The following is a 15,965-nucleotide window of genomic DNA, read 5'->3' as shown; positions in this document are numbered from 1 at the left end:
AGCATGACTGCACGCATGGACAAACGATTTGCCGATCTGGCCACTGAAGGCCGGCCGGCACTGGTCACCTATTTCATGGCAGGCGATCCGGATTTCGAAACCTCGCTGGCGATCATGAAGGCGCTGCCATCGGCAGGGTCCGATATTATCGAGCTGGGAATGCCCTTTTCCGATCCGATGGCCGATGGCCTGGCAATCCAGCTTGCCGGACAGCGTGCGCTGAAAGGAGGCCAGACTCTGATCAAGACGCTCGAAATCGCCCGCCGCTTCCGCGAGGACGACCAGGACACGCCGATCGTCCTGATGGGTTACTATAACCCGATCTATATCCATGGCGTCGAGCAATTCCTCGACGATGCCCTGGCAGCCGGTATCGATGGCCTGATCGTCGTCGATCTGCCGCCGGAAATGGATGACGAGCTGTGCATTCCGGCGTTGAAGAAGGATATCAACTTCATTCGCCTGGCGACGCCGACCACAGACGACAAGCGTTTGCCGAAGGTTCTCGAAAACACCTCCGGTTTCGTCTATTATGTGTCGATGAACGGTATTACCGGCTCGGCTCTGCCCGATCCCGCGCTCATTGGCGGCGCCGTGCAGCGGATCAAGGGCCATACGAAACTTCCGGTCTGCGTCGGCTTCGGGGTCAAGACGGCAGAACATGCCCGCGCCATCGGCGCATCGGCGGATGGTGTCGTCGTCGGCACGGCCATCGTCAACCAGGTGGCGTCCAGCCTGACAGAGGACGGAAAATCAACAGGGGCGACGGTACCGGGCGTGGAAACGCTGGTTCGTGGCCTTGCAGCCGGCGTTCGTTCCGCAAAGCTTGCCGCGGCCGAATAAATGCCCACATTGTGGGGCACGACCGGTTTTGACACTTCAGGAGTTTGGATTTGAACTGGATCACAAATTACGTTCGGCCGAAGATCAATTCGATGCTGGGCCGCCGCGAGGTTCCGGAAAATCTCTGGATCAAATGCCCGGAAACCGGCGAGATGGTGTTTCACCGCGATCTCGAGGAAAACAAATGGGTCATCCCCGCCTCCGGCTTCCACATGAAGATGCCGGCCAAGGCGCGGTTGAAGGACCTGTTCGATGATGGCGTCTACGAGGCCCTGCCGCAGCCGAAGGTGGCGCAGGACCCGTTGAAATTCCGCGATTCGAAAAAATATGTCGATCGCCTGCGCGACAGCCGCATCAAGACCGATCTCGAAGACACGATCGTTGCCGGTGTCGGCCGTTGCCGTGGCGTCAAGCTGGTCGGTGTCGTGCATGAATTCAACTTCATGGGCGGCTCGCTTGGCATCGCTGCCGGAGAGGGCATCATCAAGGCGTTTGAAAAAGCGATTGCTGAAAAATGCCCGCTGGTGATCTTCCCCGCGTCAGGCGGCGCACGCATGCAGGAAGGCATCCTGTCGCTGATGCAGCTGCCGCGCACCACGGTTGCGGTTCAGATGCTGAAAGAGGCCGGCCTTCCCTATATCGTCGTGCTGACAAACCCGACAACCGGAGGCGTCACTGCGTCCTATGCCATGCTCGGCGACCTGCATCTGGCTGAACCTGGCGCGGAAATCTGCTTTGCCGGCAAGCGCGTCATCGAGCAGACCATTCGCGAGAAGCTGCCGGAAGGGTTCCAGACCTCGGAATACCTGATGGAACACGGCATGATCGACATGGTTATCAAGCGTCATGATATTCCCGATACGCTGGCCCGCGTCCTGAAGATCCTGATGAAGAAGCCGGTCGATGCCGCCAAGCTGAATGGTTCGACGGCCATCGCCGCTGTTCCGATGGCTGCCAGCGCCTGAACGTCAAAAAGATGAGGGGTGGCCGGAACCGTCCGGTCGCCCGTTCGCAATGAAATCACGTCCGTTGGCGCGTCTTGAGCGCGCTTGCATGAGCGCCCGGAGCTCCAGCGGCAGTTGGAGGAGCGGTGATGACGCAGGTTCACGTGTCCGAGGCCGGGCAGGAAATCGACAAGCTGCTGGCGCTTCACCCGAAGGGCTTCGACCTCTCGCTTGACCGGATCACCCGGCTTCTCGATGTCCTCGGCAATCCGCAGGATAGGCTGCCGCCTGTCATTCATGTGGCGGGCACCAACGGCAAGGGCTCGGTGACCGCCTTTTCCCGCGCCATCCTGGAGGCTGCCGGTCTCAGCGTTCACGTCCATACGTCGCCGCATCTGGTCAATTGGCACGAACGTTACCGCATCGGTCAAAAGGGCGGGCGCGGCGCGCTGGTTAGCGATGCCGTTCTGGCGGACGCTGTGCGCCGCGTGGGCGAAGCCAATGCCGGGCAGATGATCACGGTCTTTGAAATCCTGACGGCCGTCACTTTCGTGCTGTTTGCCGAGCATCCCGCCGATGCCGTCATCATTGAAGTTGGTCTTGGCGGACGCTTCGATGCCACCAATGCCATCAAGAACCCTGCCGTTTCGGTCATCATGCCGATCTCGCTCGATCACCAGGCCTATCTTGGCGATCGCGTCGAGCTGATTGCCGCCGAAAAGGCCGGGATCATGAAGCGCGGCTGCCCGGTGGTCATCGGTCACCAGGAAGAAGATACCGCGCGCGACGTCCTGATCTCCATTGCCGAACGGCTGAAATGCCCACTCTCGGTCTATGGCCAGGATTTCATGGCCTATGAGGAGTTCGGCCGTCTGGTCTATCAGGATGAGTTTGGCCTTGCCGATCTGCCGGTGCCGCGCCTGCCTGGCCGCCATCAATATGCCAATGCTGCCGCCGCGATCCGCGCCGTCAAAGCCGCCGGGTTCGATATATCCGATGCCGTCATCGATAAGGGGCTGGTTACCGTCGAATGGCCGGGACGCCTGCAGCGGCTGACAGAAGGCAATCTGGCACGTCTGGCACCAGTGGGATCGGAAATCTGGGTCGACGGCGGGCATAATCCGGGCGCCGGCCAGGTCATCGCCGAAACCATGGCCAATCTGGAAGAGCGTGACCCACGGCCGCTGTTCATGATCATCGGCATGATCAATACAAAAGACCCGGTCGGCTATTTTCAGGCGTTCAAGGGCTTGGCCGAACAGGTGTTTACCGTGCCGATTCGCGGCTCCGACGCTGGAATAGATGCGGTCGTGCTGGCCGACGATGCGGCTTCAGCAGGTTTTGAAGCCGGTGCGATGTCCACGGTGGCCGAAGCTCTTGCCGCCATCACGGCCATGTTTGACGACGATCCCGTCGCCCCGCGTATCCTGATCGGCGGCTCGCTCTATCTGGTGGGCGATGTGCTTTCCGATAACGGCACGCCGCCGAAATAACGGCGCTGCAGCGCCCCATTCATATGTCTGAACAGAGAAAATCAATGCAAGACGATCATCCCGAACTGCCAGATGGCTATTCCCCTGTCCCGGCTGGCAAGGTCGCCAATGTGGTGACATTTCTGGAAATGCGGGAGCGGCCAACAGGCGCGGCCAACGCAGCCGAGCGGCCTCTGACGCTGGTGCGGCTCGGTCCGCAGAACCTCGATATCTACCGGCGACTGTTTCGCGATGTCGGTGAGGACTGGCTATGGGGATCGATGCTGGGCGTCGGCGATGACGAGGTGCGCGGCATTCTCGCCAGTCCTTTAATGGAAACCTACGCACTGCGCGACGGTGAGCGTGATATCGGCCTGCTCGAACTGGATTTCCGCACCGCCGGCGAATGCGAGGTCGTCTATTTCGGCATCGTCAAGGAAGCGATCGGCAAGGGTACGGGCCGTTTCCTGATGAACCAGGCGATCGCCAGGGCCTTTGCCCATCCGATCAAGCGGTTCTGGCTGCACACCTGCACTTTCGATCACCCCTCAGCGCTCGGCTTTTATCAGCACCTGGGCTTCAAGCCCTATAAGCTCATGGTCGAGATCCATGACGATCCGCGTCTGATCGGCCTTTTGCCGAAAACCGCCGCTCCGCATGTGCCCTTGCTGGAGAAAGCCCAAAGCGGGAAATGAGCCTGCAGAAACGAGAAAAGCCCGGTCTCCCGGGCTTTTTTGATTCCATCTGGAATTCACTTACGCAGCAGCGTTGGAAATCCAGGAGGTCAGGGCTGTCTTCGGTGCGGCACCGACCTTGATGTCGGCAACTTCGCCGGCCTTGAACATGGCGAGGGTCGGAATGGAACGCACGCCATACTGGGCGGCGATTTCCGGGTTCTCGTCGATGTTGACCTTGGCAACCTTGACCTTGCCGGCCATTTCAACGGAAATTTCTTCCAGGCTCGGAGCGATCATCTTGCACGGGCCACACCATTCGGCCCAGAAATCCACGATGACAGGCTCGACGGAGTTCAGGACTTCGTCCTGAAAATTGGAAGTATCGACTTTTACGGTAGCCATAGGCTGCTCCTTGGTTTCGAAATCGGCGTTCTTCGAACGGTTGTCCATCATGTGATGGTTGAGCGTCAGCTTTTCAATCCCATTCCTATCTCACTTTGTCGCGAGCTCCACAAGGCTTGCGTCCAGCATCGCCGCCGGCAGGGTGAGCACGGTAGGGCCGCCGGTATAGATCAGGACACATTGGATGGTGTGATCCGGATAAAGCGGCTGCAGCAGCGCGCGGTAGATAGCGAGCTGCGCCCTGTAGACAAAGGGAACCGCCTCTGCAGAGGGAGGGATTTCGCGGTTGGTCTTGAAATCGGCAATAAGGACGGTTTTTTCCGAGACGGCCAGCCGGTCGATCCGGCCAGAGACCGCAAAGTCCTTAGGCCCCAGCTTGAGCGTCCCCATGACGGACACTTCCGCCCGGCTGCCGTCGGAAAACAGCGTTGAGAGTTCCGGATGCTCGATCACCTTCAGGACTGATTCGGTCAACGCCTGCCGTTGGGCGATCGGCCAGCGTGGAACGAAACGAAGCAGATAACGCTCGGCCGCAGCCCGGCGTTCGCCCAGTGCGATCGATGGCAGTATTTGCAGAAACCGGTGCAGGATCGCGCCGCGCAGCAGGGACGTATCGGCGCTGGGCTTTTGCGAGAACAGGGCGGAACCTGTCATGGCTCCGTTCTCGTCCTCATCGATCACCGCGCCCGCGCCGGAAGGGCTGAGCGGCCGTGGCAGATGCTTTTGCGGCGGCAGCGGTTGCAGGAGCGCCGGTGGCAGGCTGCCGCGTTGAAGCTCGTCAGGCTGCATGTCCTGTTCGAGCGTCTGAAGCTCGCGGCCGGACGTGGAAACCTGCCAGCGATAGCCGGTCCATTCCTGGCCGCCGGCCGAAAACGTCATCGGCGCACTGCGCCCGCGTTCATCGGCCGAAAGGCTGGCCGTGACCATGGCATGCCAGCTTTCCGGATTGGCGCGCTTGCCCTGATAGCCGCAGACGATCAGCCGGTCGGCGGCCCGCGTCATCCCGACATAAAGCAGCCGCCGGTATTCTTCTTCGGCCGCCGTCTTCAAGCGGTCCGTATCCGCATCCACCAGCAGGTTCGATGCAGCGCCCGGCGGACGCCAGACGGGCAGGGCCATGGCGCCCTGGTGGTCGTCCTGCTTGATCATGCGCAGGCCTGACACGTGTTGGGAATTGAACGCCTTGCCACCGCCATCGACAAGGAAGACCACGGGCGCTTCCAGTCCCTTGGCGGCATGGACCGTCATGATGCGGACCTCGTTGCGTTCCTTGTCCTGTTCGCGCTTGACCGTCGGCGCTTCCATTTCCAGCCCGGAAATAAAGGCCTGCAGGCCGGGCAGGCCGTTCTTTTCATGGTCGAGCGCAAAGGTCAGGAATTCGTCGAGGATATCGCTGACCTCGGTGCCGAGCCGTCCGAGATAGGCGGCGCGTCCACCATCCTGGCCGAGAATCTGCGCGTAGAAATCATGCACGGGCAGGGTGCGCGACAGCGATCTGTAGCGCTGCAGCTTGCGCAGGACGGGATGATAACGGCTGGTCTCGTCCGCGCCGGAATCCAGAAGCTTATTCCAGACGCTGACGGAGGGCGGCCGGCCCACCGCCAATGCGGCGATATCGTCTTCGCCCAGATTGAACAGCGGGCTCTTCAACACTGCCGCCAGCGACAGGTCGTCCGGTGGCAACAGCACGAAGCGGCCAAGCGCCATCAGGTCTTGAACGGCGATATGGTTGGTCAAAACCAGCCGGTCGGCACCGGCAACGGGAATGTTCTGCCGTGTCTTCAGGGCCCGGGTCAGCGCGTTGACGAAAGCGTCGCGCTTGCGCACGAGCACGATGACGTCGCCCGGCTGCATCGGCCGCTTGACGCCCTTTTCGATCACCGTTTCGTGGCCGATCCAATGGGCGAGCGTGGCGGCAATGCGCTGCGCCAGGATATTGGCGGGTGCATCTTCCGGCGTTGCGTCAAAGGCTGCCGTCCAGTCGTCTTCCTGGATGCTGTCGGCCGGCACAATCGCATCCCAGACCTCCACGACACCGGGATGGCCGATGCGGTTGGATGCGTGCACCACGGCGTCATTGCGGGCGCTAAGGCCACGCGCATGAAGCGGATTTTCGAACACGGTATCGACGGCCGAAAGCACATCCTCGGTGGAGCGGAAGGAGAGCTGCAGCCGGATCGGACTAAAGGCCTTGCCGCCATAGCGAACCCGCCTCGCGGTCTCAATGCTCTCGTTGGAAAAGCGCTCGGGCCGGGCGCCCTGAAACGAATAGATCGACTGTTTCTCGTCGCCGACGGCAAACATCGTCCGGTTGCCGCCGCGCGCCGTTTCGCCGGAGAAGAAATCCTCGGCCAGCGACTGGATGATCGTCCATTGCACCGGGCTGGTGTCCTGCGCCTCATCGACAAGAATATGATCGATGCCCTGGTCGAGCTTGTAGTGAACCCAGCGGCTGACATCGCCCCGCGAAAGGAGCGTTGCGGTGCGGTTGATCAAATCGTCGAAATCCAGCTGGCTGCGGCTTTTCTTGATGTCCTCATAGTCGCTATTCAACCGGTCGGCGAGCACCAGGGCTGCCTTGGTGGCCTCGAACATCGATATCAGGTTGAGCCGGTCGGTGGCGGTGGTAATATGATCGCGGGCCGCGTTGACCATATCTTCCAGGTCCGGCGCCTTGTCGCGCATGCCCTTGGAGAGAAAGGCCGAATCGGCTTTCGGCTTGCCCGCTTGGGTGAAGAACAGCCCGTTCAGTGCTGTGTAGCGCTGCAGCGGGTCTGTGAGCTTGGACACTGCGCGCAGGCCATCGGCAAAATCCGTAACCTTGGCCCCTCCGGCCGAAAGCGCCATGCTGATATAGCGTTCGAGTGCTACTCCGTTCAAACCCTTCAAAGGCCAGAATCCGGCTAACGCCGTGTGTGCGGTCTCATCTGGCCCGAGCCTCAGGGCCAGGCGAAGCGCTGGATCGATGCCCCCCTTGTTGGCAGCGTCATCGAGAAATACCTGGATCGGCGTGCGCTGGGCAACGATGGCCGAGAGCAGTTTTTCAAGGCCGGTATCGTCGGCAAGGTCGAGCACCGTCGCAAAGGCCTCGGTCAGTTCGCGGTCATCCTCGCTTGCAGTGGCCGTCAGCAATGCGCGCCGGGCATCGGCCAGAAGCGTGGCCGAGGCCCGGTCGTCCAGCACCGAGAAATGACCGGCGACATTGGCCTCCAGCGGAAATTGATGCAGGAGCGCCTCGCAGAAGGCGTGGATCGTCTGGATCTTCAAGCCGCCGGGCGTTTCCAGTGCGCGCGCAAACAGCCGGCGGGCCTCCTGGCGCTTTAAAAGATCCGGCCTCTCGCCCTCGATCGCGGCGATCCGGGCATCCAGGGCGTCGTCGTCCAGCGTCACCCATTCGGCCAGCCGCTCGAACACGCGGTTGGACATTTCCGATGCTGCCGCCTTCGTATAGGTAAGGCACAGGATCGCCGAGGGCCGGCATCCGGACAACAGAAGCCGGATAACGCGCTGGGTCAGCACATGCGTCTTGCCGGAGCCGGCATTGGCGGAAACCCAGGCGGAGCGGGCGGGGTCGGAGGCAAGCGCCTGTTTGGCCGAGGTCCAATCCAGCCAGGCCTGCGGCGTCGGCTCCAGCGGGCCGAAATCGTCATCCTTCATGGACGTCATCCTCGCCTTCGGCCGTCGCCCATTCCGCAACGCGGGCCAGATGGTCATATTCGCCGCCGTAATCGCGTTCCTTCTGCACGATCAGTCGCGAGGCAAAACCGTATTTGCCGCTCATCAGGGCAGCGAGAAGTCCCGTCAGCTCTTTCAACGAATCCTCGGCCAATTGTTCAGCCGACTTGGTCTCGACATTGGCGCGCGCCTTGGCCAGCTCATTGTTGACCTCCTGCACGGCAAAGCGTTCGCCGGGTTTCAACCGCACATAGACGAGCGACTGCGGCTGTCTTGTCCCCGCTTTCTGGAAAGCCCCGGCCTTGAGTGCCGCCGCCTCCAATGCCAGCTGCGGATCGAGCAGCGCGCGAGCCTCGTTGATCGAAGGGTTCGATCCCGTCTTGTAATCGACGATCACGGCGCTTCCGTTGCCGAGAATATCGATCCGGTCGGCAATGCCGGTCAGCTTGATGCCGGAAACCCCAAGCTCCATGGATGCGTAAAGTTCGGTAAAGCTCTGGCGGATATCGCCCTTTCGGCTCATTTCCCAATTGATAAAGGCCTTGCCGACTGCAGCAAAGCGCGGTCGCCAGACGATATCGATATGGGCAGGCAGGGCTTGTTCATCAAACGCCTCGTTGAGAATCCGGCTCATTTCCGCCTGTGCCTGCGGCGAGGCCGCGTCCAGCCCGGCGCGCACAAAACGCTCGACAATCTTGTGATACAGCGTGCCGCGCTCGGCAGCGCCGGGATCGCGGTTGAAGGGATCGATCGGCTGCAAGCGCAGGATACGCCGCGCGTAGACGGCATAGGGGTCGCGCCGTAGCCGGCTCACTTCGCTAAACGAATAGCTGCGCGGCTGATGTTCCGCCGATGGCTTCGGTTCCGGCCTCTTGGCCAGCGACTGGGTGACGCCCTGATCCAGCATACCCGCCCATTGCTGATAATCGCGCCCGTTATCCCGCAAAGCCGCCGCAAAGGGCTTGCCGCCGACGGCCAAAAGCCGCTGTAGCCAGCGGGAAGCAACCGTTGGGGTTGCGCCCTTGCGCATGGCGCGGGTCAAGATGAGTTTGCGCGTGCCGCACGCCATTTGAAAATCATGGGCGAGCTGGCCGATGCGCCGCTCCGGCGGCTCAAGCCCCATCGTCGTCTTCATCGTTCGCGACAGGAAGGGATCGTTCGCCGTCTGGCCAGGCCAGGTGCCCTCGTTCATGCCGCCGAGAACGACGAGATCGACGCTTTGCAGGCGCGATTCGAGCGCGCCGAAAATGAACACGCGCGGATGCCGCATCGAGCGCGGCTTGATCGATTCGCTTGCGGACAAGGCTTCGACAATATCGCTCCATTGTGGCCCGTCCGCCGTCAGCTGACCTTCGGTATCGATGACCGAACGCAGCTGCGTCGCCAATGCTTCGCCGGCTTCATCAGACCACAGACCGGCGAGGCTGCCGTGCTCGTCGATAGCAACCGCCTCCAGCGCAGTTCCGGTCTTCTCCGCCCATTGCGACAGCGGCAGGGCTGCGGTCAGCCCCCGGCCGCTTCGGTGGTGGCGCACCAGGGTGCCCGCCAGAGGCTCGGCTGCCGCAGCAATACGCCGGGCGAGATCGCGGGCCTGCTCGATCGCACCATCGTCGATCTGGCCGCGCCATTCCGGCAGGTGTTTCTTGCCGATTTCATGCTGCAGCGTCTGGTCGAGAAGGGCTTCAAGCTCGGAAATATCGGCGCTGCCGGTGCCGCCGCGCAGCGCCATCAGCTCCAGCGTCGTGGCCGCCGCATTCATCACCTCGGAGGACAGGCCGAAACGGGCGAGTGGATGTTTGAGCAGCGCCACGATCGACACGGGATCGCCAGGCCGCAACGAAGCCTCAAGCAGCAGGCGCGTCAGGCTGCCCGGTCCGGTGGACGAAAGCGGCGTTCCGGCGGAATCGTCGGCCTCGATGCCGAAACGCATCAGTTCCGCCGCCACCCGGCGGGCAAGGTCTCGATCGGGCGTGATCAGCGCCGCCTGGCTTTCGTCGTTATCATGCAGCGCGAGGCGAAGCGCGATCGCGATGGCCGTTGCCTCCTCACGCTCATTGGCTGTTTCGATCAGGGCCGCATCGGCAAAGGCGGCGGTCAGGCGGATTGGATCGACGTCGCCGCGCAGGGCCGTCCAGCTGCTGGTCGCCTGCACCGGCAAAAGGGCGTGTGACATCAGCTCTGCCCGGTAATCCAGATCAGGCTGCGAGGCGCCGAGCACCGCAACATCCTGGCGGGAAACGTCCATGCGCTTCAGCAAGCGGAAGAACCCGTATTGCGGATGGCTGCGGCTTGACGCGTCCGGCCGGCCGCTCAGCATTGCCGTTTCCGGGGCGATCATCATCCATTCGGCATCGCTCATCGTCTGGTCGAGACCGGGCAGGACGATCGTGCCGTTCGGCAGTTTCTGGACTGTGGCGATCAGCTTGGCGGTTGCCGGAATGGAACCGGTGGAACCGGCAATGATGATCGGGCCGGTCACCTTGCCGCTGGCAATGCGTTGGGCCTCGGCTTCCAGAATGGCGTTGCGGTGACGGGCGGGCGAGGATTGCTTCAGCTCCTCCAGCCGTGCCGGCCAATAGGTGCTGGCAATTTTCAGGAAGGCCAGCGTCAGCTGCCACCAGAGCGCATGGTCGGCATCATCGAGCTTGTCGAGCGCGTCCCAGTCCAGCTCCTCCGTTTCCATCGCGTCGATGATCTCGGAAAGATTGCGTGCCAGCCAGATCGCATCGGCGGGGCTTGCCGGAGCAATCAGCGGGCTCTCCGCATGCACATCGAGCACAGCCTTCGGCAGCTGGTTTCGCCAGGCCAGGATAAGGCAGCCAAGCTCGATCAGCCGGGCGATGTTGGGCAAGGGCGGCGCGAGATCGAGGATCGCCGGGATTTCGGCGTCAAAAAAGCCGCTGTCATCATCGGTTTCGCCCAGCGCCCGAATCATCGGCAGGATGGCCGAGCGGCCGCCCAGGCAATCCACCAGTTCGGAGCGCAGCACGCGGGCCGAGCGCCGCGTCGGCACGAAAATGGTCACGCCGGCCAGCGACAGTGGATCGGCCGTGTCATAGCGAAAACCCGGGACCAGATCGCCGGAACACAGCTTTTCCACCAGCGTCTTCAGGAAGGGAAGGCCGGGTGGAATGGTGAAGACGTTGGAGACGGGGTCCGTCACGTCATCCGGCTCCTGTTGAAAACTGCTGGATAGCGTCTTCGGCCTGGTCAATTGCTTCCGGCGTTCCAACCGTCAGCCAGTGGCCTTCGAGGGTAATGCCGAAGAGCCTGTTCTTTGCGATTGCCCGATCGAAATAGATATTGAGGTTGAAGGCATCCTCCGGCGCGTCCGCAAAAAGGCGGCTGTGGAGGGCGATGGCGCCGGCATAGACGACGGGATTGTCCATGCCGTGCCTGTAGCGCGACAGCCGTCCCTGCGGATCAAGCGAGAAATCCAGCTTGCCATTATGGCCGGTCGTGTCTTCGTTGCGCACGCACAAGAGCGCCATGTCCATGGTGCCGGGGTCGAAGAAGGATGCGAGCCTGTCAAGATTGGACGGAGAACCCGGCTTTTCGCCGACCCAGAACAGGTCGGCATTCATGACGAGGACCGGACCCTCCGGTAGCAGTTTCAATCCCTTGACCAGGCCACCACCGGAATTCATCAGCGTAGCGCGTTCGTCGGAAATCACGATGCTTGGCCGGCTTCGATCGGCCAGATGCGCTTCCATCTGATCGGCGAAATGATGGACGTTGACCGCAGCGGTGGTCACGCCTGCTGCCTCAAGGAGATCGAGCACATAGTCGATCATCGGCTTTCCCGCGATCGGAACCAGCGGTTTCGGCATGGTGTCGGTGATGGGGCGCAGACGGGTTCCAAGTCCCGCAGCGAGCACCATGGCATTTTCGATGATGGGCATGGCAGCACGGATTCCACTGAAGCCTTGGCCGCTGATTCGGCCTAAAGGATTCCAGCCTTTATGCACCAATCGCGCAAGGGTGCGAGTGCTTCGTGTTGAAGCGCCACCTCGAGATAGGAAAATGTGCGCGGCATATGCTTCATATAGAAGGGCTTGCCGTCGCGCTGCATCAGCCGGACCCAAATGCCGACAAGCTTGCAGTTGCGTTGCGCCGACATCAGGTGCCAGTCGCGCCGGAACAGCGTCTCGTCGAACGCGCCGAGCGCGTTGCGTTCCGCGTAGTAGAGCGACAGCATTGTGTCGCGCAGATCCGGTTCGATCGTGACGCGGGCATCCTGCGTGATCGAGGCGACGTCATAGGCTGTCGGCCCAATCATCGAATCCTGAAAATCAATAATGCCAATGCGCTCGAAGCCGGAACGCTCGCCCCGCCAGATGATATTGGGTGAATGGAAGTCCCGAAGCAGCAGCTTCTTTTCCGAGGACGCCATGAGATCGATCAGCTGGTCCCAGACGGCGAAATAGCCGGTGCGCTCGGTGTCAGATGCTTTTTCGCCGCGCTTCCAGGGCAGATACCAGTCGAGCAGCAAGCTGGTCTCGATCTTCATCGCCCTGCGGTCGAAATCAGGGATATGGTGGGTGACGGTTCCAAGCGATATGTCCCGCGTCACGGGCTGCGCATGCAGATGGGCAAGGACACGCACACTTTCCAGGTAACGCTCAGCGATCGGCCGCCCGTCCGTATCCAGAATACCGTCGCTGCCGAGGTCTTCGATCAGCAGGATGCCGGCATCAAGATCACTTTCATAGATCTCCGGTGCGCAAAATCCCTTATTCCGGATATCGCTGTCGATGGCGACGAACGGGATAACGTCCTCGGCCAAATGCGCCAGCTGCTGGTAATATTTGCCCTCCTGAAGAATGGGCCCTGGCGCATGGCGTGCCGAGTCCATCAGGATGCGGACCGGCTCGCCCGCAACGAGAATGCGTTCATAGGCGCGCGCCGACGCGTCGCCGCTCAGATGCCGGCGTTTGGCATGGCCATATCCGCGCTCCCTGAGAAAGGCGCGGATGGCAAGGCTGCGTTCGATCCGGCTAAGGGCGGCGGCTTCGCCGGTGATCCTGACGGTACGTCCGTCACCGAGATGTGAAAACGTGGCGGTTAGCCGTGATTTCGGCAATGCCGCCAGCGCATTTTCGGGCCATTCCACCAGGCAGATACCGTCCGACAGGGCCTCATCAAAACCCAGCTCATCGAGCTCTGAAACATCGGCGAGGCGATAGAGATCGAAATGCGAAACCGGAATGCGCAGATCATAGGTCTGCACCAGCGTGAAGGTGGGGCTTGGAACTTCGAGCGCCTCATCGTCGGCCATGGCGCGCAGAAAGGCGCGGGCCAAGGTGGATTTGCCGGCGCCAAGATCACCCGAGAGCGCCAGGCAATCCCCGGCTTTCAGGGCCAGTGCCAGATCCTCGCCAAGCTTGATCGTGGCTGCCTCGTCCTGGAGGGTGAGCTCGATCCCTTGCATTATTCCGCCGCAGCGATTTTCGGCAGGTCGCCGGTTGGGATGCGGCAGGTCACTTCCGTGCCTTCGCCTTCGCGGCTGCGGATTGAGACGGTCCCGTGATGCAGGCTGACAAAACTTTCGACGATCGACAGGCCAAGGCCCGCGCCGCCATGTTGGCCATGGCTCTCGAAGCGCTTGAAAACGGTATCGAGCACATCCTGCGGAATACCGGCGCCATTATCGGTAACGCTGAAAACAAAATCGCTGCCTTCGCGGCGGCATTTCAGGCTGACCATGCTGCCATCCGGGGCAAAATTGGCAGCATTGGTCAAAAGCTTGATGAGGATCTGTTTCAGCCGCTGGTGATCGGCAACGAACAGGCCCAGCATATCCGGCGTATCGATCTGCAAGGTGACGGCGCTTTCCTGAAGCCTGTCGGCCATTTGTAGCGACACTTCATCAAGGAAATCCGTCAGGTTGATTTCCGACAGGTCAAGCTCGACGATCCCGGCATCAACGGTTGCCAGATCGAGGATGTCGTTGACAATCGTCAAAAGCAGCGAGGACGAGGTCGAGATATGCTCGACATATTCCGCCTGCCGCTCGGTCAAGGATCCAAAAGCCGGCGTTTTCAGGAGATCGGCAAAACCGATGATATTGGTGAGCGGCGAACGCAACTCGTAGGAGACGTGCTGGACGAAATCGTTCTTCAGATGGTCGGCCATCCGCAAAGCATCGTTCTTTTCCGTCAGCGCGCGCTCGACCCGTGCGCTGTCGGTAATGTTGACGAAGGTCAGCATTGTCTGGGCGTTGGGCAGCGGAATGACGGCGAAATCGAGAATCAGCCCGGTGCGCAGCTCCAGAATGCCCTGGCAGGACGGCCGTTCGTCGTCGAAGCTGGTGATGAGATGCGAAAACTGCTTCCAGCCATCCGGCTGATCGTAGGACGGCGCGCAGGCCTGCTCGATGGCGCGGATATGCGTTCCGGGCTTGGCCTCGGTCTCGGTAACACCCCACAATGCGCGAAAGGCCGGATTGGACAGCTTGATGCGGCCATCCGGGCCGAACACCGCGACGCCTTCCGAAAGGTGGTCGATCGTCTCGCCCTGGACCTGAACCAGCGTGTTGTAGCGGGTTTCCAGATCCACCTTTTCCGTCAGGTTCTCGAACACCCAGGTTGCTCCGCCCTGCGGGCGGGCGGTGGCGAAGACGCGCAAGGTCTGGCCATTGGGCAGGTGCCAGAGGTCGGATTGCGTCTCGATCGCCTGATAGACGGCGAGCGCTGAATCCTTCCACTGCTTCCAGTTCAGCTGCTCCGGCAGCTTGCCGGCGGCGCGCAGCCGGTCGAGGATCTCGCCATTGCCAGGCTTGCGCTCGAGGAAACCCATGTCGAGGTCCCATAGCCGCTGGAAAGCCTGGTTGTAGAATTGCAGCTGCTGGCTGCCATCGAAGATCGCCACCGGCGTTGCCAGATGATCGAGCGTTTCGGCGTGGCTCTTCAGCGTCCGGTTCAGCTCCTCGCGAACGGCCTCCACGTCGGAGACGTTGATCGCCATGCCCGCCGTTCCGCTGGTGCTCTTGGTATCCACCACATCGTAGAATGTCCGGTTGCCGCGCACCACGGTGGAAACCTTTTCGCGATACGGCGAGTCATAGGTGCTGATGACCCGGATTTTTTCGCGTGCCACTGTCGCCAGAAGTTCGCGGGCCTCCTTGACGGCGCCGGAGGGATCGTTTGCCTCAACCGCCTCGGCATAGGCGTCGTTGACCCAGAGAAGCGCGCCATCCGGCCCGCGCTGCCAGACAGGCAGGTCGATCGCATCGAGCAGCGTATGCAGATTGGACAGCGATCCATGCAGCCGGTCGCGCTCCATCTTCACTTCCGCAAGCTCCGCGCGCAGATTGTTCAGCGCCACGAACCGGACAAAGGCGCGGCCGCCGGAAACGCGGCCCTGGGCTTCGATGATTTCGCTGCGGCTGGTTTCGACGACGAGGTCAAAGCTTTCGGCATGCGAGCGCAGCAACTCGATGGCCTTCTCCAGCTCGGATGCCGATTGCGACTTGATCCAGCGGCCAAAAGCCAGGAAGTCGCGGTCGTCCTGTGGCGCGCCGGTCTCGGCAGGCAGCTGGCCTAGAAATTCCGGCTTGTTCGACTGGCCTTCCCACACGACGATACGGCGGTTCTTGTCGGCAATCAGGGCCTGGAACCGTGAGATCCGGTGGTTGGCATCGGCGAGCGCCGTGTTCAGCTCGCGATTGTCGGCCTCCATATTGCCGCGCTGGCGGATCAGCCAGATGGCCGACAGCATGGCTGCCGAAATTACGCCGATGAGGAGGGAAAATGTAACGACTTCCGAGGAGCCGAACAGGTTGGCGGTCGCCGCACCCTCGACCGCTGCACAGGCAGGGCCGGCGAAAGCGACCAGCGTCGAGCTTGCCATGAACCGTCGCAGCAGAGACGGAATCCGGCCGCCGGCGCGTTTCAAAGAACCTGTTTCCATGGCGTGCTTCCCCGTTTGCACCACAGATGACCGGTGTGCCG

At 61.5% G+C, this 15,965-nt stretch carries 10 protein-coding genes; 4 read left to right on the top strand and 6 right to left on the bottom strand.

The window, feature by feature from the left end; translation table 11 throughout:
- Positions 1-3: 3 nt before the first annotated feature.
- The 4 genes from trpA (at position 4) to PYR65_RS01540 (ending at position 3,954) form a co-directional block, all read left to right on the top strand.
- A complete protein-coding gene (gene trpA, locus PYR65_RS01555) occupies positions 4-843 on the top strand; it encodes a tryptophan synthase subunit alpha (protein ID WP_276119627.1) in 840 nt (279 codons plus the stop codon).
- 50 nt (positions 844-893) lie between these two features.
- Positions 894-1,808 carry an acetyl-CoA carboxylase, carboxyltransferase subunit beta gene (gene accD, locus PYR65_RS01550; protein WP_276119626.1) on the top strand — a complete coding sequence of 305 codons (915 nt, stop codon included), beginning with the start codon at positions 894-896 and terminating at the stop codon, positions 1,806-1,808.
- A 128-nt stretch (positions 1,809-1,936) separates the two neighbouring features.
- On the top strand, positions 1,937-3,280 hold the full coding sequence (locus tag PYR65_RS01545; protein ID WP_276119625.1) for a bifunctional folylpolyglutamate synthase/dihydrofolate synthase: 1,344 nt from the start codon (positions 1,937-1,939) through the stop codon (positions 3,278-3,280).
- A 44-nt stretch (positions 3,281-3,324) separates the two neighbouring features.
- Positions 3,325-3,954 carry a GNAT family N-acetyltransferase gene (locus tag PYR65_RS01540; RefSeq protein ID WP_276119624.1) on the top strand — a complete coding sequence of 210 codons (630 nt, stop codon included), beginning with the start codon at positions 3,325-3,327 and terminating at the stop codon, positions 3,952-3,954.
- 60 nt (positions 3,955-4,014) lie between these two features.
- On the opposite strand, the gene trxA is transcribed toward PYR65_RS01540, so the two are convergent.
- From trxA to PYR65_RS01510, 6 genes are all read right to left on the bottom strand, one after another.
- Positions 4,015-4,338, bottom strand: a complete 324-nt coding sequence (gene trxA, locus PYR65_RS01535) for a thioredoxin (protein WP_060640366.1) — start codon at positions 4,336-4,338, stop codon at positions 4,015-4,017.
- A 90-nt stretch (positions 4,339-4,428) separates the two neighbouring features.
- Positions 4,429-7,995, bottom strand: a complete 3,567-nt coding sequence (gene addA / locus PYR65_RS01530) for a double-strand break repair helicase AddA (RefSeq protein WP_276119623.1) — start codon at positions 7,993-7,995, stop codon at positions 4,429-4,431.
- Entirely contained in the window at positions 7,985-11,176 is a 3,192-nt protein-coding gene (gene addB / locus PYR65_RS01525; protein WP_276119622.1) for a double-strand break repair protein AddB, read from the bottom strand. Before addB ends, addA begins: the two co-directional genes overlap by 11 nt.
- 1 nt (position 11,177) lies before the next feature.
- Positions 11,178-11,915, bottom strand: coding sequence for a nucleotidyltransferase family protein (locus PYR65_RS01520; protein WP_276119621.1), 738 nt, complete (start codon positions 11,913-11,915; stop codon positions 11,178-11,180).
- A 41-nt stretch (positions 11,916-11,956) separates the two neighbouring features.
- A complete protein-coding gene (tsaE, locus tag PYR65_RS01515) occupies positions 11,957-13,444 on the bottom strand; it encodes a tRNA (adenosine(37)-N6)-threonylcarbamoyltransferase complex ATPase subunit type 1 TsaE (RefSeq protein WP_276119620.1) in 1,488 nt (495 codons plus the stop codon).
- Positions 13,444-15,924, bottom strand: a complete 2,481-nt coding sequence (locus PYR65_RS01510) for a sensor histidine kinase (protein WP_060640324.1) — start codon at positions 15,922-15,924, stop codon at positions 13,444-13,446. The genes tsaE and PYR65_RS01510 overlap by 1 nt, the downstream gene beginning before the upstream one ends.
- Between the last annotated feature and the right edge of the window lie 41 nt (positions 15,925-15,965).

This window comes from Pararhizobium qamdonense (assembly GCF_029277445.1).
In the GTDB taxonomy this organism is placed as follows: domain Bacteria; phylum Pseudomonadota; class Alphaproteobacteria; order Rhizobiales; family Rhizobiaceae; genus Pararhizobium; species Pararhizobium qamdonense.
Note: the sequence above shows the minus strand (reverse complement) of the source record. Positions and strands in the feature narration are given on the sequence as shown.